We start from the raw sequence: 20570 nt of genomic DNA, 5'->3' as shown, positions 1-20570 counted from the left end.
CGTGGTGATCATGCTCGCCGGCAGGGGCTACGTGGTGATCATGCTCGCCGGCAGGGGCCTGGTGGTCAGCATGCTCGTCGGCGGCAACCTCGTGGTGGTCGTGTTCGCCGGCAGCGGTTTGGCCGCCGACGGGTTCCGGGTTCGCCGGCCCACGCAACCCGTTGATTTGGGCCGATTCTTGCGCGACAGTGAAATTTTGTGGGGTTTCCGCACGGACTGGATTGGTAATTGCACCTCCCGTAACACCCCATAACAGGAGAAAGGATCCCAGCCAGACCGTTCTGATTGTCCTTGATTGAGACGTGTTCTTCGCCTTCATTTTATGGCTGCCTCGATAGTCTGCTATTCTCAACCAGGAATTCTTCGCCAGTTCATTGAGCCGGATCCTGTGGTACCGGACCCTGATTACAAGTTTCGGGCCAGTCCCGGAAACGGGTGTTCAGCCATTGTTCAGATTTTTAGGGTATTGCTGTAAATGGAGATTTTTGCTACTTGTGGCATCCCCGAACGGCTTATACACTTGGTTAGATGTGTTTCCCTCATGATGCGAAGGAGTGGCCATGTTGCTGACCTCGATTCGAGGCAAGATACTGGTGCCGGTGCTGGTGGTATTGATCCTCGGTCTGGGGGCGGTGGGTGGGGTCTCCTACCAGGTGGCCCACGAGGCGGTGACGGACGGGGCCCTCTTGTCCATGCGACAGGCGTTGGGGCAGAAGGTTCAAAAGGCGCAGAATTTTCATGAGAAGGCCATGAGCGATCTGTTGCTGGCCATGGAAAATCCCGTTTTCCGGGAATACTTCTCCCTGGCGGAGACCAGGCAGGGCAATGTACGCGACGAGAAGGGGGTGTTGCAATTCACTGCGGCGCAGCGGGAGTTGAAGGATCGCATCGACCAGTGGACCTTGTCGTTGCAGCGGCGCTTTCCCATTGTGGAGACCTGTCTGATCGACCGCACGGGTCAGGAGCATTCCCGCATCACCAATGGGGAGATTGCGCCGGACGACGATTTTTCCGCCGAGGAGGGGGAGGCGCCCTTTTTTGCGCCCACCTTCGAGGTGAAGGACGGGGGGGTTCACGTCAACGCGCCCTACATGTCGGCGGACGCCCACAAGTGGGTCTTCTCCTACACCTCGCCGGTGATCATGGAGGATGGCAGCCGGCCGGCCTTTTACCATTACGAGCTGCCGGTGGCCTTGTTTCAGGCCATTGTAAGGGAGGAGAAGGCGGGTTCGGAGAAGCGTTACCTCATCGTGAGTTCCGAGGGGCGGGTGGTGGGGGACAGCGGGCAGGAGATCGGGCTGGACCTGAAGCCGGGGGAGGATGTGGAAAAGGAGCATCATCTGGAGGAGTATCTGCCGGAGATCAAATCGATATCGGGGCAGGAGGATTTTCTGACCCTGGCGGAGGAGGTGCGCAGGGGGAAGCGTGGCGAGGGGCGCTTTATGCTGGGGGGGCAGCCTCATTACATGGTATTCGAGCCGTTGCCCAATTTTGGCTGGAGCGTGGTGTTGATTCAGTCGGAGGCGAGTCTGCTGACGGGGCGTTCCTCCCTGGGGCACATGCAGGCGATGATCGTGGGTTCGGCCTTGCTGGCGTTGTTGCTGGCGGCGCTGCTGATTTTGTGGGTGGCCAACAATTTGAGCAAGCCGCTGATCTTGTGTCGCAATCTGGTCGGGCGGCTGGCGGGTGGGGAGTTGAGGTTGAATTGTTGCACCACGGATCGACAGGATGAGATCGGGGAGCTGTTTCATTCGCTGGGCGAGACGGTGGCGCGGCTGACGGAGGTGGTGACCACGGTGCAGGAGGCGACTTCGCGGGTGGGGGAGCGGGGTGCGGAGTTGACCGAATCGAGTCGCACGGTATCGGATGGGGCGGTGGCGCAGGCGGCGTCCATCGACGAGGTGTCGGAGGCGATGCGGGGCATGGTGGCGGGTTTCGAGACCAATGCGCGGCAGTCGGCGGAGACGGGGCAGCGGGCTCGCAAGGCGGCGCGGATGGCCACGGACGGGGGCGAGGCGGTGACGCGGGCCATCGAGGCGATGCGGGAGATTGCGGATCGCATATCGGTGATCGAGGAGATTGCGCGGCAGACCAACCTGTTGGCGCTCAATGCGGCCATCGAGGCGGCGCGGGCGGGGGAGGCGGGCAAGGGGTTCGCGGTGGTGGCGGCGGAGGTGCGCAAGCTGGCGGAGCGTTCCCAGGGGGCGGCGGTGGAGATTGCGCGGTTGTCGGGGACGAGTCGGGAGGTTTCCGAGGCGGCGGGGGGCATCATGGCGGAGTTGGTGCCGATGATTGTGGAGACCACGCGGGAGATCGAGGTGATATCGCAGGCGGCGACCACGCAGAATCAGGCGGCGGAGCAGATCAACCGGGCGGTATCGCGGTTGGAGGGGGTGATTCAGAGCAATGCCGGAGCGGCGGAGGAGTTGTCGGCGGCGGCGGAGGAGCTGGATGGCACGGCGAGGGGATTGCAGGAGACCATTTCGTTCTTTCGTCTTTCCTGAACCGGCCTTGGCCTTTCAAAAAAATCCTTTGCCTTTATCAACGTTCCTTTGCCTTTCAAAAAATACGGGGGTCCGGGGGGGATTATCCCCCCCGGCGGGTCCAGGGCGGCGCCCTGGGACTCTTTCTTTCGCTGTTGACGTTCCCACCCCCCGGAGTCCAGGGGGCACCCCTGGGACTCTTTCTTTCGCTGTAGACGTTCCCACCTGGGACTCTTCCTCTATCCTCCAAGCTGCTATTCTTCCAGGTTCACAGGCCTTTCGGGGGTTTTTTCCCGAGGGTCTCAATCGCGGACCGGTGCGTGCGGTGCAGGGTTCGGGAGAGGGGAGCATTGGATTTGTCCCCGTTTCTTTCCCAGATCCGGGAATAGGCTCTTTTCCCATTATCGAATTCTGGAATCGATTCCGGGGCGATTTTCGCTTACGGGAGCGATTTTCACCCGGCGGGCATTTTCTGGTTTGATAATTCACTTATTTATCAATAAGATAACGCGCTCTCCCAAGCAATGTTGATCTTGGCATCACGGCTGCAATAGGTAAGACAACGGCGCAAGATGCCGGGTCGAAATCGAACCTAAACCCCTTTGTGGATACGAGATACTGCCATGAAAGCCTCTCTGCCGAACACCAAATCCCTGAAACTGGCAATGGTTTTCGGAATTGCCGCCATCGGCCTGGTTCTGGGCGCAGGAAGCGCTTTGGCCGGCATCAAAGGGTCCAAGCACGACCTGGGCAGCGGAGGCGCGTCGCAGCAAGGGGCTACCAGCGGAACCACGGAAGTCTGCGTTTTCTGCCATACGCCGCACGGCGCCAACACCGGGGCTACGGCGCCCTTGTGGAACAAGAGCCTGCCCACTTCCACCTATACCCGGTACTCGTCGTTGAATACCACCACTTTGGATGGTACCGAAGCGCCGGTGGGTTCGGTCTCGCTGGCCTGCCTCTCCTGCCACGACGGCAGCCAGGCCATGGACGTGATGATCAACGCCCCCGGCAGCGGCGGGTACAACGCCTCGGGTGCCAACTTCGACGCCGGAACGGCCATGACCGGCTTCAAGAATCTGGGTACCGACATCTCCAACGACCACCCCATCAGCATCCAGTACGGTGGTGGTGGCTGGACCGAGGACGACACGGTGGGCGCGGCCTCTCACACCACCTTGACCGACGGCAGTTTCAAGGACGGGTACATGGCCAGCATCAACTCCAACCCGGTGTGGTGGGTCGATACCGCGGGCGGCAATGCCGGCTCCCGGGACAAGACCGACATGATCCTCTACACCCGGACGCTCTCCTCCAAGAAACAGCCCTTCGTGGAGTGCGCCAGCTGTCACGATCCGCACAACAGCACGGCCCAGCCGGTCGCCTTCCTGCGCATCAGCAATGCCTCGAGCGCCGTCTGCCTGGCCTGCCACGACAAGTGATAATAAAGACTATCCAAACCCCCATTGCCTGAAGGATACTGGCCAGACCCCACTCGGGTCTGGCCAAACTTTGTTCAGGGAATTCGGGAAGGTGAGATGAACGACAATAGACGAGGCATCCTCTTTTTTGCAACGCTGCTGGGTTTTTGCGCCCCGCTTTTCGCCGCCGATCCGCCGGTTCCCCCCCCGGGAGAGCGTCCTCCCTTCGCCGTGGTGGATGGCGTGGCCATTCCGGCGGAACGTTTCATTTCATCCGTGCAGCAGGGCGCGCGGCAGAAGTTCTATCACGGCAAGATTCCGGAAGCCGACATGGCCAAATTCCAGCGGGAGATGGGCACGGCCCTGGTGGATCGGCTGTTGCTGGTGAAGGAGGCCAAACGCCAGGGTTTGCAGCCGGATCAGTCCGAAATCCAGAAAGAGATCGCCGGCTACGATCAACGTTACGGCAACTCGCCCCGCTATCAGGCCAATCGGGAAGCCATGCTGACGCCGCTGGTGGAGGAGATGGCGGATCGCAGTCTGGTGACCCAGTTGCAGGAGCGCATCACCCGGGGGAGCGAACCCACGGAAAAGGAGCTGCGGGACTATTACGACGCCAATCCCGACAAGTTCACCGAACCCGAGGACATGGAGATCTCCCTGATTCTGCTGAAGGTGGATCCGTCTGCGGGGCAGGATGCCTGGGACAAGGCCAAAACGGAAGCCGACGCCCTGATGGGCAAGCTCAAGGCGGGAGGCGATTTTGCCGAACTGGCGCGCATCCACTCCGGGGATATCTCGGCGGCCAAAGGCGGCAAGATGGACTATCTGCACAGCGGCATGCTGGCGGAAGGGGCGGAAAAGGCCATCGCCCAGATTCAGCCGGGGCAGTTCACCGATCCCATCCTGGTGTTGGAGGGCTACGCCATTTTCCGTCTCGACCAACGCACCCCGCCCCACAAGCTGGCCTTCGATGCGGCGCGTCCCCGGGTGAAGAAGCTCTTCCAGCGCGACAGCTCCGAGAGTGCCTGGAAGACCTTCCGGGAGGGGTTGTGGAAGAAGGCGGCGGTTTCCATCAATGAATCGTACTATCTGCCCTTGCCGGAACCGGGTCAGGAGGCGGAAGGCAGTGCGCGTCCGCATTCCCTGGGAGGTGCGCCGTCCAAATAACCGGGTTCTCTGCGCGGAAGGTTGCACGTGAAGAACCTGGTTCGTCAGGTTTGTCGAGTGGGGGTAGTCCTTTTGGCCGTCATTCCCGGCGCTCTCCGGGTGATGGCCGAGGATGAGGAACCCTCTTTGCCCTGGTGGAGCCTGGAACGCTACGGCATCGTCGGCGATTTCGATCCCTGGACCCTGATGGGGGATGTGGGGTTGCGCTATACCCACGAAATGGAAAAAGCCCTGGTGCCCGAATCCCACAGCCAGCTTTTCACCCAGGTCCGGGCGGGGCGGGGGGCTCGCGGTTACATTCTGGAGCCCTATTACGCCAAGTGGAAAACCGATTTCCTGGGTGGATTGACCATCAGCCAGAAGATGGAACACAGCACGAACGGAGAGGGGGGGGATGTGAATGTGGCGGCCCAGTCTCTGCAAAGCAACGCCGATCTCCGGTTGTTCCCCACCAGTCGCTTTCCCTTCAATCTCTACTACAATCGATCCAACTCCGATACTTCCGAAGGGGCCAAATCCTCCCAGGGCACGGGGCGCATGTCCCAGAAGTACGGTTTCATCCAACAGTATCAGGATCGGGAATGGGGTTTGAACGCCCGGTTTCAGGCGGAGGAGCGCCACGATGCCAGCGGAGGGGCCGGCAAGTCGGGGCTGCTGCCCATGCTGATTCCCAGCGTGGTGGGCAACGAGGATGACAAGATCCGCGACCATGTGACCCTGCGTCTGGAAAAGCGTTTGGGCGACCACAGTCTGGAACTGGTGGCGCGTCGCGCCAAGGAGCGTGGCCACAGTACCGTCGGGCGGGGCAACGCCTTCGAAAACAGCCTGGTCCTCACCCACAGCGGCTCGCCCACGGAAGACCTCTCCCTGAACAACATGATCAACGTGGCCTACACCCGCGACCGCAACCGCAATCTCGATACGGAAATCACCTCGCTTTTTCGGGAACAGGATACCATGCTGACGGCCCGCATCGAGCAGTTCACCTCCAACGCCTTCTGGCGCACGGCGGATTCGCCGCTGGTGGTGACCGGCTCGTTCCGCGCCTATCAGGAAGAGAACGACGACACCTCCACCAATACCCTCTACTCGAACCTCTCCCCCAGCCTGTTGACGGCCCTGGGCATCAGCCGGCCCACTTCGGCGCTGCTCTCCCGCGCCGGCACGTCGCCGAGTCTGAACCGGCTGCTGGGCACCGGCCGGGACGAGGAGGTCACCCAGGTCTCCTCCCGCAGCGACACCGGCACCAGTCTGAACCGTTCGCTCAACACCCGTGCGGGGGCCAGCTACCGCTTCGACGACCATCACAACGTCAACGGCTCCCTGGCCGCCAACCAGGAGTCGCGCAAGATCACCAAGGCCGATAGCGCCTCCGTCTCCGACGTGACCAGTCTGAACCAGGTGTTGGGCTATCAGTACGATTCCGGGGCCATCAAAACGGACCATTTCGACTACTCCTGGTATTCCAACAGCAACCTGAGCAACGATATCATCAAGGGGGTCAGCAACACGGGCGGGGCCAACCCGCTTCAGGGCGGAGCCCGTTTCGGGGAACGGCTGGGCCACGGATTCCGCCGCGCCATCGGCAAGGGCGATCAGGACGAGGGCATGCTCAACCTCTCCCTGGACGGATCGGTGGGGCTGGAATCCAATCGCACCCTGGGCAACATCTTCGATGTGACCCACACCCTGGGCTTCGGCTACGACATGGACGAGGGTGAGGCCCGATCCCTGTTCGACGTGCGCCTGACCGACTCCCGCACCCTCACCCCGGTACAGGATGAAACCCAGTTGGTCAATGTCCAGCTCTCCCGCCAGGGTATTGCGGGCAATTCCGGCAGTTGGGGCGGCAACCTCTCCTTCAGCTGGGTGCGCAATGTGGCGCCGTCCGGGGAGCTGAACACCTCCCAATCGGCCAGCGGCAGCATGCGCTATTCGCTTCCGGACCTTTTTGGCGTCTCCCGGTTGCGTTACGATATGGTTACAACCATCGCCTCGGACGCCCTGACGCTGGGAACCATGGGGCCGTCGGCCCAGGAGATCGCCTGGCGCCACCTGTTGAACTATCAGATCGGTCGCATCAATCTGCGCCTCGGGGCGGAACTGCACTACCTCCGGGACGAAGAGGGCGAGGAAAACTATCTGGCTTTGATCACCGCGGAAGTCGTTCGCAATTTCTACAGGAGATTTTGACTATGAGAAGAGCGTTTGGGGGGGCCACTCCTGCCCCGAGATCCGGCAGCCGGTTGGTGCGCATGGCGCTGCTAATGGGCATGGCCTGCCTGTTGTGGGGAGGGGATGTTCTGGCCGAGTACGCCGATATCGTCATCAACAACTACTCGGACAAGGCGGGCATGCGCCCGGCCATCTTCCCCCACTGGTTCCACCGCATCCGTTTCCGTTGCAAGGTCTGTCACGCCGACCTGGGCTTCAAGTTCAAAGCGGGCGGCAACGAGATCAACATGCTCAAGATCATCGACGGTCAGTTCTGCGGCGGTTGCCACAACGGTGAAATCGCCTGGTCGGTGGAAAACTGCGATATCTGCCACTCCGGGGTTCCCGGCACGCCCACCCAGGTGCATGGCAACACCATTCAGAAGCTGGTGAAGCCGGCGGGAAAGGAGTGAGGCCATGAAACGTATCTCGATCATTGCCGTGGCGGTGGTGTTTGCGGTGGCCGGCATCGTCGGCTCCCGGGTGGAGGCGGGGGATCCGCCGGCCAAGGTGGGGGAGGTCAACACCTTCAACCGCCTGATGCGTCCCAAGGAGGATCGCAACATGCCGCCCGCGCTGGACGGCATCCACGATGCGGACAACAAGGGCACCCACATGCTGCAACAGCCCCGGGACGCCTTCGGCACGCTGCCGAAAGGCAACGCGGGCAACTATGTCAACTGGGTGCAGGCCCTCAAGGACAAGGCCATCACCCCTCGCTACGACCGCCTCAATCCCAAGGAAGAGGCCATGGTCATGGACCTGGACATCGTGCGGGAAGTGAAGGGCTTCATGCCCGACGTGGTCTATCCCCACGACCGGCACACCGAGTGGCTGGACTGTTCCAACTGTCATCCCGACATCTTCATTCCCGAAAAAGGCAAGAACACCATCTCCATGGCGCAGATTCTCATGGGGCAGAAGTGCGGTGTCTGCCACGGCAAGGTGGCCTTCCCGGTGTCGGAGTGCCGTCTGTGCCATTCCAAGAAGAAAGACGGAACCCAACCGGCCAAAACAGCGGGCAAATAAGCCATGGGCAAAGGAGCGCAAGCCATGTCGGGAAGAAGGAAGGGGAGAAGCGCGGTAATGGGGGGGCTGCTTCTGCTGGCCGGTGCAACGGCCTGGGCGGACCACCCGCTGTTTGACCAGAAGACACAGTTGCTGGACCGTTATCTGACCCAGTCGGTGACCACGGAGCAGGTGGACAGGCTGGGAGACGTACCCTTGAAGGAGGCCTTGAGCCAGACCCGCAAACTGCGGGAAGAGGCGCGTCAGGCCCACGATGCCGGGGATCTGGACAAGGCCATGATGCTGATCGATCAGGCCCTCAAAGAGGCGGTGCGCCTCTCCCAGATGGCGGCGGGACCGGCCAAACAGGCCTGGAACCAACGGGTGCGCTTCGAGGGCCTGCTGGCCGGCGTGGCCACCTTCGAAGAGGCCTACCGGCGCAATCTGCAGCTGATGATGGCGGAAAAGGGACCGGGGGTGACACCGCCGGTCAATCCGGACGAGATCCGCCAGACCGTGGCCAAAGCCTGGGATCTGGCGGGGCAGGGGGAGCATGCCAAAGCCAACGAGCTGCTCTTCGCCCTGCAGCAGAATCTCATCGCGGCCCTGAAGAAGATGCTCGATTCCAAAACCCTGGTCTACCAGCTCAAATTCGAGAATCCGCAGCAGGAGTATCGCTACGAGGTGGATCGCATGCAGGGTTTCGAAGCCCTGTTGAACATGGCCCTGACCCGGGCCAAAATCAACGAGGATGGCCGCCGCTTCATTCAGGAACGGTTGGAAAAGAGTCGTGCCTACCAGCAGGAGGCGGAAAAACTGGCGGTGGCCGGCCAATACGCCGAGGCGATCAAGGCGTTGGAAAACGGCAACGAGGATCTGAGCAACGCCATGCGCATGGCGGGCATCGTATTCCCCTGACGGGAGAGAGAGCGTATGAACAAGACAACCGTATTGGCGGCCGCACTGACCCTGATCGGTCTTGCGGGCTGCAACCAGGCAACCCAGTCGGGGGTTGGGGCTCCCGTGGCGGCGGCACCCGCGCCGGTGGCTCAGGCGCCCGCGCCACCCCCCGTGACGCCTCCGGTGGTGACTCCGGCGTCGCCCGTCGCCCCGTCGGCGGCATCCGCCGCCACCCCGGCCATGCTGCCCAAGCCTTCCGAGGCCAAGGAGTCCCGCTGGGGCCAGGATCGGGAACAGGTGGAGCGTCGGTTGCAAACGGTCAACACCCTGGTGGAGGTCTCCTCCGGAGCCAAGAAGGTGACCGCGAGCGGTCGACCCGAAGCCATCGCCACCCGGGATCAGGCCCGTCTGCTGCGGGATCAGGCCAAGGGTCTGCTGGACAAGGGCGATCTGAAAGGGGCCTCCGAACGCCTCAGCCAGGCCACCAACACCATGTTCGCCGCCGTCAAGGAGGCCGACGGGGGGGAAACCAAACATCTCAAACAGGAGCAGGATTTCAGCCGTCGCATGGAGAGCGTGAAAGTCCTGACCGATGCCCTGGACCGCATCGGCAAGGAGAAGGGCTCCGCCGATGCCTCGGAAGCGAGCCGTCAGGTCAAATCCCTCACCGGGCAGGCCCAGGCGCTGGCGGGCAAGGGGGACTACGACAACGGACGCACCACCCTCGACAAGGCCTACGTCACCGCCAAGGCGGGAATCGAGCGGCTGCGTCGCGGCGATACCCTGGTGCGCTCCCTCCACTTCGCTTCGAAAGAGGAGGAGTACCACTACGAGGTGGACCGCAACGACACCCATCAGATGCTGATCGGCATGCTGCTGAAGGAAAACGGCAAAACCTCGGATCCGATGGTGAAGAATTTCGTCACCAAAGCGGCGGATTTGCGTCGTCAGGCGGATCAACTGGGTGGATCCGGCAAGTTCGAGGAGGCCATCCGCGTTCTGGAGGAGTCGACCGCGGAGCTGGTGCGGGCCATTCGTGGCGCGGGCATCTACATTCCGGGATGAGCAGACCATGATTCGGCGCTTTCGATGGTTGCTGCCTTTGCTGAGTATTCTCCTGGTCTTCCCGGTCCTGGCGGGAGACAAGCGATCCTGGCAGCCGCTGAAAAAGGACGGGCTGCACGATCCCAAGGGTCCGGCCATCGACGAGTTGCAGAATCCCGGGGAGGCGTTGAGCATCCTGCCCCCCGATCTGGTGGGTAACATGGTGCGCTGGGTGGTGGCCCTGCAGGAGGGCCGCATCCAGCCGCGCACCAACATCCTGCCGGATACCCGCATCAACGTGCTGGATCTCGATCTGATCTACGGCAACACCGGGGATCAGCCCTTCGTGCGCTTTCCCCACAAGCCGCATACCGAATGGCTGGACTGTTCCAACTGCCACGAGGGCATCTTCAAGACCAAATTCAACACCTCCGGCATCAAGATGTCGTTGATTCTGGAAGGACGATTCTGCGGCCAGTGCCACGGCGCGGTGGCCTTTCCCCTGACGGAGTGCCAGCGGTGTCACAGCATTCCGGCCAACACTTTCCGAGGACAATTCGGTGCCCAGCAAGCCCTGCCAGCCAAAAAATAGCTTCCGGCGGCGCGGAATGGCGGTCGTGGCCACTCTCCTGATGGTGGCGGGGGTTGCCATCGACCAGGCCTGGGCGGAATACGGCGATGTGGTGCTCAATCGCTATTCCGAGGCCAACGGCATGCGCCCGGTGATCTACCCCCACTGGTTCCACCGCATCCGCTTCCGCTGCAAGGTGTGCCACTCCGAGCTGGGCTTCAAGATGAAGGCGGGCGGCAACGACATCAACATGCTGGAGCTGATGAACGGGAAATTCTGCGGCATGTGCCATAACAACGATATTGCCTGGGGGCTGGAAAACTGCCATCGTTGTCACTCGGGGCTCAAGGGCCTGGAAACGGGCATTCGGGGCGGACACAAGGCGGGAGGGCCGGGAGTCTGGTGAAGAAAGCGAACCGCGTCGGGCTGATACTGTTACTCCTGTTGACGGCCTGTGGTCCGATTCAGCACGAGATGGTATTGGGCACGGAGCGGCTCAAGGCGGCGGAGCGTCCGGTCTGGCCGAATCTGCCGGAGACGCCGCGCTACGAATATCTGGGCCAGTTGCTGGGAGCGCGCAACTTCCGTCTGGCCGGCGACGACAGCCTGCGCACCACCCAGGGTTTCCTCTTCTGGCTGGCGGGCATCGATCCCGAAACCGGCCTCGACCCGGAGCGCAACCGCAATCTGCAGCGTCCGGTCAGCGGCTGTGTGGATCGGGACGGTCGCATTCTGGTCAGCGACATGGGGCATCAGGCCATTTTCGTCTTCGATCCCCTCAAGGGGGAGTTCGCCATCTGGCGATACGCCCTGGGCAATCAGCACTTCCGCTCGCCGGTGGGCGTCGCGGTGGGGCCGGCGGGGGAATTTTTCGTGGCGGACGCGGAATTGGGCGTGGTGGTGCGACTGGACGGCAACGGGACGCCGCTGGGGATGATCGGGCGGGGTGTGCTGAAGCGTCCCACGGGCGTGGCCTGGAACGGGGCCAGGGACATTCTCTACGTGTCCGATACCGATGCCGACCAGATCAAGCTGTTCGACCGGCAGGGCCAGTTCATCAAGGCCATCGGCCAGCCCGGCGAGGAGCCGGGGCAGTTCAACAGCCCCACCCATCTGACCTTCGCCCACGAACGTCTTTATGTGGCCGACACCCTCAACGCCCGCATCCAGGTCTTCGACGAGGAGGGGGTCTTCGTGCGCGCCTTCGGGCGGCGGGGTTGGCTGATGGGCAACATGGTGCGTCCCAAAGGCGTGGCGGTCGATAACGAGGGCAACGTCTACGTGGTGGAGTCCTTTCACGACCATCTGCTGATCTACGACCGGGAAGGACACTTTCTGCTGCCCATCGGCGGCACCGGCAACCGCATCGGGGAGTTCTATCTGCCCAACGGGGTCTGGAGCGATGCCGGGAACCGGCTGTTCGTGGCCGACATGTTCAACGGGCGGGTTCTCATCCTTCAATTCCTGGGCGGTGACGGATGAACAGAGCATGGGGTTGGCTGGGAGTGGTGATGGCGGGGCTGGTGCTGGGCGTGAACGCGCCCGGTCTGGCGGAGCGCATCTCCGACGTGCGCCGCACCAAACACAACCTTTCCAGCGTCGATTACGCCGGCGGGCCGACGCGCACGGTCAAGGCCACCACCCAGGATGAGATCTGCGTCTTCTGCCACACCCCTCACGGGGCCACGGTGAGCGCCGGGGTCAACGCCCCGCTGTGGAACCGGCAGTTGTCCACCGCCACCTACACCAACTACGAATCGACCTCCATCGATGCCGACATCTCGGAGTTGCGGCAGGGACCGGGGGGTACCTCCAAACTTTGCCTCTCCTGTCACGACGGCACGCTGGCCATCGGTTCGGTGAACGTGCTGGGCGGACAGCAGTCGGTCTCCATCGGCATGAGCGGCACGGGCACCGGGGGTAAAATGCCCGCCGGAGACGGTACGGATACCGGTTTCACCCGCAATCTGGGCACCGATCTCTCCAACGACCATCCCATCTCCTTCACCTTCGACACCACCCTGGCCGACGCGGACGGCGAGTTGCGTCATCCCCCCTTCAGCAGCGGCGGCACCCTGATCACCGGGCTGCGTCAGACGGGGGTGTCGCCCAAGCCGGTGATCCCCCTGGACGGGCAGAAGGTGCAGTGCGCCTCCTGCCACGATCCCCACATCCGGGATACCACGGAGACGGCCAGCATCAAGTTTCTGCGGCTGAACCGCTTCCAGAAGGCCAATCCCAGCGGGCAGAACTTCAACAGCGCCAACGATATCGTCTGCCTGGCCTGCCACGACAAGGGGCTGCACAACTGGGCCGCTTCCGCCCACGCCAACTCCACGGACGCCGCCGAATCCTATAAGTCCGGAACGGGCTCGGCGGCGGAGAAACGGGAGTTCTTCAGCAACATCGCGGTGTGGGAGGCGGCCTGTCTCAACTGCCACGACACCCATACGGTTCCCGGCGCGCGCCGGCTGTTGCGGGAGGGCACCGACAGCACCCAGTCGCCCAAGCGCAGCGGCAATCCGGCCCTGGAAGAGACCTGCTACCAGTGTCACACCACCAGCACGGCCAGCATTCTCAATTCGACGGGCAACAACGCCCCCGACATCAAGAGTGATTTCACCACCACCGGCAACAAGCACATGCCCATCACCTCGACGGATCAGCCGGCGGGGCGGGAGGTACACAGCATCGGGGCGCGGCTCTCCTCCAATCTGCTGACCAACTGGTCGGGCACGCCGGATCACGCCGGGGCTCATTTCGTGGAGGATCCGCTGTTGTTGGGCAAGGGGGATCTCTCCAACCGCCATGTGGAGTGTACCGACTGCCACAACCCCCACCGGGTGGTCAAGAACAGCCTGTACAACGCCACGGGCCTCTCCACCCAGGCCACCCACACCCACAGTGCCACCACCCAGCACAGCAACGAGGCTTCCGGGGTGTTGCGGGGTATTTCGGGGGTGGAGCCGGTCTATCTGGGGGAGGTCTTCGGGGATCTGCCCAACTCCTTCAAACTGCTGTGCGGCGATCCTTCCAACTCGACCGACTGCACCTCCGACGGCACGGTGACCAAGGAGTATCAGGTCTGCCTGAAGTGCCACTCCAACTACGCCTACAACGACGGCGGCGGTTACAACGACGTGGGGCGTCCGGCCATTACCGGCACCAACGGGCTCTCCACGGGCAACTTCGGCATCGGGGACCGGTACACCAACCAGGCCATGGAGTTCCAGTCGCCGGATGCGGATCAGGGGGAGAAGGGGGTGGACGGTGCGCCGGAACCCACCAACACCAACCACCGCTCCTGGCATCCGGTGATGAAGGCCACCGGGCGCACCCTGGCGGAACGGGGCGGGGCCAGCAGCAGCCTCTGGCTGTCGCCGTGGAACGGCTCCTCGGGCACCTTTATCGGCAACCAGACCATGTACTGTTCCGACTGCCACGGTTCGGCCACGGCCAACGGCACCTCCGTTCCCGACACCGGCAAGCCCTGGGGGCCCCACGGGTCGAGCAAGGACTTCATTCTCAAGGGCGACTGGGACGCCAACACCGGCAGCGGCCAGCAGGACGACCTCTGCTTCAAGTGCCACAGCTACAGCATCTACGCCACCAAGAACAGCACCCGGAGCGGCTTCTGCTGCGAGAAGGACAGCAATCTTCACGGCTATCACGCCGACAAGATCGGCAGCATGAAATGCAACTGGTGCCATGTGGCGGTGCCCCACGGCTGGAAGAACAAGGCCTTTCTGGTCAACCTCAACGACGTGGGACCGGAAGCCAACAAGGCGGCGGGCACCCAGGTGCGCAACGGCACCACCGGCACCTACACCATGCCGCCCTACTACCGCAACGCGGTGCTGAAGGTCAAAACCTGGCAGGCCAGCGGCAGTTGGACCGCCGCCAGTTGCGGTTCCAAAGGCGCTCCGGGCAATGGTTCCACCGGTCGGAGCTGGATGCGAGACAGCAGTGAGAATTGCGCCAGTCCGCCCTGAGGCCGGTATGCTGCTGCAGCGTCTGGCCTCCCTGAAACTCACCCTGGGCCTGCTGCTCTGGTTCCTGGCCACGCTGCCCTTCATCCCTCGCGAAAGCCTGTCGGCCACGCTGGTGCTGGGAGTGGGCACGGGGCTCTTCGCGGTGAACTTCGCCGCCTTTCTGGCCCACAGCGTCTATTTCCGCAGCCGTCCGGGGTTGCTGCTCTTTCATGCCGCGCTGGGGCTCTTCGCCCTGCTGCTGGGGCTGGGGCGGCTGACCTGGATGGAAGGCAGCGTCGAAGTCGCCACCGGGGAGAGCTTCGAAGGGGAGTTGCTCACCTCGGAGAAGGGCCCCCTGCACGACGGCGGACTGGAGCGGGTGCGTTTCGTCAACGAGGGCTTCACCATCCGCTATGCGCCGGGTCTGAAGCGGGGCCCCACCCGCAATACCGTGAGCTGGCGCGACGAACGGGGCCGGGAGTTCCGCCAGGAGATCGGCGACGATGTGCCTTTGATCCTGCGCCACTACCGCTTCTACACCACCTCCAACAAGGGCTTCGCCCCGGTGTTCCGCTGGCAGCCGCTGCGGGGCGAGGTGGTGCGCGCCGCCTTGCACCTGCCGAGTTACCCCCTCTTCGACAGACAGATCAACTCCTGGACCTTGCCGGGGGACGATTTGCGTCTCACCGCCACCCTCAATCTGGACGAGGACTTTCTCCACCCGGAAAAAGAGGGGGTCTTCGAGCTGCCCCGGCGCTATACGCTGGAGGTCTCCCTGGCCGGTTCCCCGCCCCGCCGGCTGGCTCCGGGGGAGAGCCTGACGCTGCCGCAGGGACGTTTGACCTTCGAGGGATTGACCACCTGGATGGGATACCGCATCCATTACGACCGCACCCGCTCCTGGCTGCTGGCCACCGTGCTGGTGGGACTGGCGGGACTGGCGTGGCATTTTCGCGGCAAATTCCGCCAGGAGGTGGTGTGTTGAGCACAATTTCCGGGGAGATGGCCCTGCTTTGGGCGGGCCTGAGCGGTTATCTGCTCGCCGGGGTGCTGGCTGTGGTCGAGGGGGTTTTCCGCCGCCGCACCGGATCCGGCCTGCTCGTTCTGCTCACTCTGGGCCTGGTGCTGCACAGCCTCTCCCTTGGTTTGCGCTGGGAGCGGTTGGGCCACGGTCCCTTCGTCTCGCTCTTCGAAATCCTCTCCTCCAATCTTTGGAGCTTCACCCTGGCGTTTGCCCTGTTCTACTGGCGCTATCCGCGTCTGCGGGATACGGCGGCGCTGATCCTGCCGGTGATCTTTTTGCTGATGGGCTGGCTGCTGCTGGTGCGTCCCGGCGATTCGATCCTGCCCCCCACCTACGATACCCTCTGGCTTTACATCCACATCGGTTTCGGCAAGGTGGCCACCGGGGCGCTGCTGGTGGCGGCGGGGCTGGCGGGGGTGGTGCTGTCGCGGGCGCTGTTCGGCCCCGCGCGGCTCCCGAACCTGCCGCAGTCGGAGCTTCTCGACGAGCTGGGCTACCGCTTCGTGGCCCTGGCCTTCGTGTTTCACACCCTGATGCTGCTGGCGGGAGCCGTGTGGGCCCAGGACGCCTGGGGTCGCTTCTGGGCCTGGTCGGCGCTGGAAACCTGGAGCGTGCATACCTGGTTGATGATGGCCCTCTTCCTGCATCTTCGCCCCCTGTTCCACCCGCCCGCCTGGGTGGGGGCGCTGCTGATCTGGGCGGTCTTCCTGGCGGCGTTTCTGGTCTTCTTCGGGGTGCCCTTCCTCTCCCGGGCGGCCCATCAAGGTATGGTCTGATGTCCCCTTCCCGCCCCCTAGGCTGGCTGGCCCTGGGATTGGCCGCCCTCTTCCTCTCCTCCCTGGGAGCCTTCTTCCTGGTGCTTTGCCGTCTGCCGGGCAGCGTCTCCTGCTCCGGGGCCGGTTTTTCCACCCTGCTGGTCTACCACGTCGATTTCGCCGTGCTGGTCTGGTTCCTGGCCATGGCCGGGGCCTTCCTGCAGGTGACGGGACCGTGCGGACCGCTGCAACGCCCCGCGCTGCTCCTGGCCTGGGCCGGCGCGGCCACGCTGCTGCTGGCCCCCGCCTGGGGGGAGAGCCGCCCCATCCTCTCCAACTACTTTCCCGTGCTGGAGAGCCCCCTCTTTCTGGCGGGACTGCTCCTGCTCGGGGGCTCCGCCCTGTTGATGAGCCTCGACCGTCTGCTTCAGGGCACCCGCCAAACCGGCGTTGCGGCCTCCTGCTGGGCCATTCTCTCCGCCCTGGCGGCCTTTGCCGTCAGCAGCGCCCGCACCCCGTGGCCCGCCGATCCCCTGGCCGCCTTCGAAAGCCTTTTCTGGGCGGGGGGCCACCTGTTGCAAAACGCCCACGTCCTGCTCCTGGGCTCCCTCTGGCTCTGGCTGCAACAGCGGCAACAGCCCGCTTTCCGGCCTCCCGCCGCTTTGGACGGCCTCTTCGTCCTGGCCACGCTGCCCTCTCTGGCCGGCGTGCTGCTCAGTCTGCAAAGCGACGCCTTATTCACGCCGCTGATGCGTTGGACAAGTTGGTGGGTTGTACCGGGAATTTGTGGAATTCTCCTGATACAATGGCGAAATGGGGCGCGACCGGAGATCCATCTCGCCCTCTCCCTGCTGTTGATGGGGCTGGGGCTGGCTCTGGGCAGCGTGGTGGTGGAGCAGACCCTGCTGGTTCCCGCCCACTACCACGGCACGGTGGGGGCCGTCACCCTCGGTTACATGGGGCTGGTGCATCACCTGCTGGAAAGCGCCGAGGCGACGGCGGGTCGTTGGCGGCGGTGGCAGCCGCCGCTCTTCGCCCTGGGGGTCGCCCTGCTGGTGGCGGGGCTGGCGGTGGCGGGTTTCGCCGGTCTGCCGCGTAAGACTCCCGGTGTGGAACACCCCTGGGAGGGGGCCGCCACCCTGGGCATGGGGCTTGCGGCAGCCGGCGGATTGCTCTTCATCCTGGCCAGCCTGCTCTTCGTTCTGCAAAATCTGCCCCGCTGGTGGCAACTTCAGGAAGGCCGCAAATCGGGGCTGCTGGCCTTGACCGGTCTGCTCCTGCTGGCCATCGCGGGTGGCATCGAGGTCTGGCCGAACCGGGCGCCCGTGGCACCGGCGGTCCCGCCGGCTGCCGAGGGGTTGGCGTCGGCCAAACCGCTGACCGGGTTGGAACGCCGTTTTCAGGAAGGGGTGGTGATGCTGCATGCCAAACAGTACGAGCATGCCCTGACCGCCTTCCATCAGGTGTTGAAAGAGGCTCCGCAACTGCCCGAAGCCCACCTCAACATGGGATACGCCCTGTTGGGGCTGGGACGGGCCAAGGCGGCCCGGGACTTCTTCCTCAGCGCCATCGATCTGCGGCCTGCCCAGGCCAACGCCTACTTCGGACTGGCCGAGGCCCTGGAGGCCATGGGTGCGTTGCGCGAAGCCCTGGGGGCCATGCGGGCCTTCGTCCATCTGACCCGGGGAGACGATCCCTTCCTGCCCAGGGCTCGGGCCGCGCTGTGGGAGTGGGAGGCCCGGATCAAGGGGATCGACGTGCCGACGCCCAAGCCGTGAGCTTCCCGTTTTTCAGCCGTCACCCCGAGGTTCGATGCGTATGACCATTCGGAAAATCCACCTCAAGTTTACCCTGCTCTTTTCCATTCTGCTGTTGATCGTTCTCGTCGGCATCGGTACCGTGGCCTTTCAGGTGACCGAAAAAGCGGTGGTGGAAAACGCCCTCCAGTCGATGCGCAACCGTCTGGACGAACGCATCCACATGGTGGAACTCTTCCAGTCCCTGGCCACCAACAGCTTGCGCATGACCCTGGAAAACGACATCTTCAGCCACTATTTCCAACTGCCGGAAACGATCCGGGGCAATCGGCGGGACGAAAAGGGGGTCATGCAGTTCAGTCTCGAACAGATGGATACCCTGCACCGTATCGATGCCTGGATTCGCAGCGTTCAGGAGCAGTATCCCGTGGTCGAAAGCTGCCTCATCGATCGCACGGGGCAGGAGCATCTGCGTTTGACCAAAGGGGTGGCGGCTCCGGTGGAGGATTTTTCCGCTACCGAAAACCAGAGTACGTTTTTTGCGCCCACCTTCCAGTTGGGCAAGGGGGGGGTATTCATCAGCGACCCGTACATCTCTCCGGATGCGGAGGAGTGGGTCTTCGCCTTCTCGTCGCCGGTGGTTCTGCCGGAGGGCGACAAGCCGGCCTTTCTCCATTTCGAGATTCCTCTTTCCCACTTTCAGGAAATCGTCCTGGAGCGGAGCAAGTCAACGGAGGAGGATGAAAACGGCAGTCGTCATCGTGGCCGGTTGGTGATTGTGGATGATCGAGGTCTGGTGGTGGCCGATTCCGAACGGGAGATCGATCTGCGTCGCAAGTCTTCCGGAAACGAGCCGCATGCCCATGGGGACGAGAAGGAGTCCCTGCGGGATTATCTCTCTCCCGTGACGAGGGTTTACGCGGCGGAGGGCTTTCGCACGCTGATCGCCCGCCGGACCATGGAGAGTTCCGGTTGGGGCCATTTCAAGGAGGGGGGCAACTCCTACTATGTGGTTTTTGGTCGCTTGCCCATCGGCAACTGGACCGTCATGGAGATCAAGTCCTACGACCAGTTGCTGGACGGCATCGCTTCGCTCAACACCATACGCAACGTGCTGGCGGGTAACGGGCTGATCATTCTGGTGCTGGCGGTGATGACCATCTGGTGGTTGTCGCAGCGTCTGACGCGCCCCATCAAGGAGATCTCTCTGGCCATGGCCCACATCGAAGAGGGCAACTGGTCCCAGCGGGTTCCGGTCGCCACAGAGGATGAACTGGGGCAGATGGCGCGCGTTTTCAACAAGATGACCCGGTATCTCTCCGAGACCCGGGTGCGGCTGCAACATGAGCGGAACAAGCTGACCACCATCATTCACAGTGCCCGGGAGGGAATCGTGGTGACCGATGCACAGGGACACATCGCCTTGGTGAATCCTTCCACGGAAAGGTTGCTGCAGAAGGTGGCCAATCAGATTGCCAGTGAGGGTTTTCTCAATCTGGTGGATGACCCGGAGTACATACGGGCTTTTCTGCAGCGTAAGGGGAAGGACATGCCCGGCACCCTGGTTTACAAGGGCAAGGTGTTGCAATTTCATGCTTCGGTGATCGAGGAGGATGGGGAGACCATCGGCACGGCGGCGCTGATTCGGGACATCACCGAGGAGAAGCGGCTGGAGGAGCAATTGCGCAGTCTCTCGTTCCGGGATGCGCTGACCGGGTTGTACAACCGGCGCTTTCTGGAGGAGACCATCAACACGGAGTATGAGCGGGCCAGCCGGTATGATTTGGGCTTATCGGTGCTCTTTTTCGATGTGGACCACTTCAAGAAGTTCAACGACACCCATGGTCACGATATGGGCGACCGGGTGTTGCAGGAGTTGAGCCGGGTGGCGATGGAGTCGTTCCGGGATGTGGATTTTTGCTGTCGGTACGGGGGTGAGGAGTTCTGCATCATTCTGCCCAGCACGATGCGTGAGGGGGCGGGGATTGCGGCGGAGAGGTTCCGCGAGCAGGTGGAGCGGACTCTGGTGGAGGGGTTGCATGTCACGGTGAGTATTGGTGCGGTGTCGTATCCGCAGGTGGCGGTGCCTTCGGCGGAACAGATGATCAAGCTGGCGGATCGGGCGTTGTACGAGTGCAAGCGGGGAGGGCGCAATCAGGTGAGGCATTATACGGGGGAGGGGGAGGAGGGTGGCAAGTGATACGGGGGTCCGGGGGGGATTATCCCCCCCGGCGGGGTTCGGGGCGGCGCCC

Annotated in this window: 17 protein-coding genes; all 17 read left to right on the top strand. The window is 63.1% G+C overall.

The annotated features are described in order from the left end of the window. Positions 1 to 253: hypothetical protein (locus HQL56_09055; GenBank protein ID MBF0309661.1), on the top strand; the 253-nt coding region annotated here is incomplete at its 5' end. A gap of 307 nt (positions 254 to 560) precedes the next feature. Beyond that, a complete protein-coding gene (locus HQL56_09050) occupies positions 561 to 2504 on the top strand; it encodes a methyl-accepting chemotaxis protein (protein MBF0309660.1) in 1944 nt (647 codons plus the stop codon). A 644-nt stretch (positions 2505 to 3148) separates the two neighbouring features. Beyond that, positions 3149 to 3925, top strand: coding sequence for a cytochrome c3 family protein (locus tag HQL56_09045; GenBank protein MBF0309659.1), 777 nt, complete (start codon positions 3149 to 3151; stop codon positions 3923 to 3925). A 96-nt stretch (positions 3926 to 4021) separates the two neighbouring features. Next, positions 4022 to 5074: a peptidyl-prolyl cis-trans isomerase gene (locus tag HQL56_09040; GenBank protein MBF0309658.1), complete on the top strand. Its 1053-nt coding sequence runs from the start codon at positions 4022 to 4024 to the stop codon at positions 5072 to 5074. Between the two features lie 27 nt (positions 5075 to 5101). After that, the gene (locus HQL56_09035) at positions 5102 to 7267 is read left to right on the top strand and encodes a hypothetical protein (GenBank protein MBF0309657.1); all 2166 of its coding nucleotides are present in this window, start codon (positions 5102 to 5104) and stop codon (positions 7265 to 7267) included. Positions 7268 to 7329: 62 nt separating this feature from the next. Then, on the top strand, positions 7330 to 7701 hold the full coding sequence (locus HQL56_09030; GenBank protein ID MBF0309656.1) for a hypothetical protein: 372 nt from the start codon (positions 7330 to 7332) through the stop codon (positions 7699 to 7701). A gap of 4 nt (positions 7702 to 7705) precedes the next feature. Beyond that, the gene (locus HQL56_09025; GenBank protein ID MBF0309655.1) at positions 7706 to 8317 is read left to right on the top strand and encodes a cytochrome c, class I; all 612 of its coding nucleotides are present in this window, start codon (positions 7706 to 7708) and stop codon (positions 8315 to 8317) included. 24 nt (positions 8318 to 8341) lie between these two features. Then, positions 8342 to 9214: a hypothetical protein gene (locus HQL56_09020; protein ID MBF0309654.1), complete on the top strand. Its 873-nt coding sequence runs from the start codon at positions 8342 to 8344 to the stop codon at positions 9212 to 9214. A 15-nt stretch (positions 9215 to 9229) separates the two neighbouring features. Further along, on the top strand, positions 9230 to 10261 hold the full coding sequence (locus HQL56_09015; protein MBF0309653.1) for a hypothetical protein: 1032 nt from the start codon (positions 9230 to 9232) through the stop codon (positions 10259 to 10261). A gap of 7 nt (positions 10262 to 10268) precedes the next feature. Further along, positions 10269 to 10832: a hypothetical protein gene (locus HQL56_09010; GenBank protein MBF0309652.1), complete on the top strand. Its 564-nt coding sequence runs from the start codon at positions 10269 to 10271 to the stop codon at positions 10830 to 10832. 16 nt (positions 10833 to 10848) lie between these two features. Continuing rightward, complete coding sequence (locus HQL56_09005) at positions 10849 to 11217, top strand: hypothetical protein (protein MBF0309651.1); 369 nt, start codon at positions 10849 to 10851, stop codon at positions 11215 to 11217. A gap of 68 nt (positions 11218 to 11285) precedes the next feature. Further along, complete coding sequence (locus HQL56_09000; GenBank protein MBF0309650.1) at positions 11286 to 12293, top strand: 6-bladed beta-propeller; 1008 nt, start codon at positions 11286 to 11288, stop codon at positions 12291 to 12293. After that, positions 12290 to 14803, top strand: coding sequence for a hypothetical protein (locus tag HQL56_08995; GenBank protein MBF0309649.1), 2514 nt, complete (start codon positions 12290 to 12292; stop codon positions 14801 to 14803). The genes HQL56_09000 and HQL56_08995 overlap by 4 nt, the downstream gene beginning before the upstream one ends. Positions 14804 to 14810: 7 nt before the next feature. Then, complete coding sequence (locus HQL56_08990; GenBank protein ID MBF0309648.1) at positions 14811 to 15767, top strand: hypothetical protein; 957 nt, start codon at positions 14811 to 14813, stop codon at positions 15765 to 15767. A gap of 5 nt (positions 15768 to 15772) precedes the next feature. Then, on the top strand, positions 15773 to 16582 hold the full coding sequence (ccsA, locus tag HQL56_08985) for a cytochrome c biogenesis protein CcsA (GenBank protein ID MBF0309647.1): 810 nt from the start codon (positions 15773 to 15775) through the stop codon (positions 16580 to 16582). Further along, positions 16582 to 18339, top strand: coding sequence for a hypothetical protein (locus HQL56_08980; protein ID MBF0309646.1), 1758 nt, complete (start codon positions 16582 to 16584; stop codon positions 18337 to 18339). The genes ccsA and HQL56_08980 overlap by 1 nt, the downstream gene beginning before the upstream one ends. A 40-nt stretch (positions 18340 to 18379) precedes the next feature. Then, positions 18380 to 20518: a diguanylate cyclase gene (locus HQL56_08975; protein MBF0309645.1), complete on the top strand. Its 2139-nt coding sequence runs from the start codon at positions 18380 to 18382 to the stop codon at positions 20516 to 20518. Positions 20519 to 20570 lie beyond the last annotated feature (52 nt).

The sequence above is a fragment of the Magnetococcales bacterium genome, assembly GCA_015231925.1.
Lineage (GTDB): Bacteria > Pseudomonadota > Magnetococcia > Magnetococcales > JADGAQ01 > JADGAQ01.
The sequence above is the reverse complement of the archived record's forward strand: the minus strand, read 5'-3'. Positions and strand labels throughout refer to the sequence as shown.

Bases quoted from the DNA above. Each gene is read 5' to 3' on its own strand.
- HQL56_09040 (MBF0309658.1), top strand. From the start codon at position 4,022: ATGAACGACAATAGACGAGGCATCCTCTTTTTTGCAACGCTGCTGGGT.
- HQL56_08990 (MBF0309648.1), top strand. From the start codon at position 14,811: ATGCTGCTGCAGCGTCTGGCCTCCCTGAAACTCACCCTGGGCCTGCTG.
- HQL56_09015 (MBF0309653.1), top strand. From the start codon at position 9,230: ATGAACAAGACAACCGTATTGGCGGCCGCACTGACCCTGATCGGTCTT.
- HQL56_09025 (MBF0309655.1), top strand. From the start codon at position 7,706: ATGAAACGTATCTCGATCATTGCCGTGGCGGTGGTGTTTGCGGTGGCC.
- HQL56_09050 (MBF0309660.1), top strand. From the start codon at position 561: ATGTTGCTGACCTCGATTCGAGGCAAGATACTGGTGCCGGTGCTGGTG.
- HQL56_09010 (MBF0309652.1), top strand. From the start codon at position 10,269: ATGATTCGGCGCTTTCGATGGTTGCTGCCTTTGCTGAGTATTCTCCTG.
- HQL56_09005 (MBF0309651.1), top strand. From the start codon at position 10,849: ATGGCGGTCGTGGCCACTCTCCTGATGGTGGCGGGGGTTGCCATCGAC.
- HQL56_08975 (MBF0309645.1), top strand. From the start codon at position 18,380: ATGACCATTCGGAAAATCCACCTCAAGTTTACCCTGCTCTTTTCCATT.
- HQL56_09045 (MBF0309659.1), top strand. From the start codon at position 3,149: ATGGTTTTCGGAATTGCCGCCATCGGCCTGGTTCTGGGCGCAGGAAGC.
- HQL56_09020 (MBF0309654.1), top strand. From the start codon at position 8,342: ATGTCGGGAAGAAGGAAGGGGAGAAGCGCGGTAATGGGGGGGCTGCTT.
- HQL56_08995 (MBF0309649.1), top strand. From the start codon at position 12,290: ATGAACAGAGCATGGGGTTGGCTGGGAGTGGTGATGGCGGGGCTGGTG.
- HQL56_09000 (MBF0309650.1), top strand. From the start codon at position 11,286: ATGGTATTGGGCACGGAGCGGCTCAAGGCGGCGGAGCGTCCGGTCTGG.
- HQL56_08980 (MBF0309646.1), top strand. From the start codon at position 16,582: ATGTCCCCTTCCCGCCCCCTAGGCTGGCTGGCCCTGGGATTGGCCGCC.
- HQL56_09030 (MBF0309656.1), top strand. From the start codon at position 7,330: ATGGCGCTGCTAATGGGCATGGCCTGCCTGTTGTGGGGAGGGGATGTT.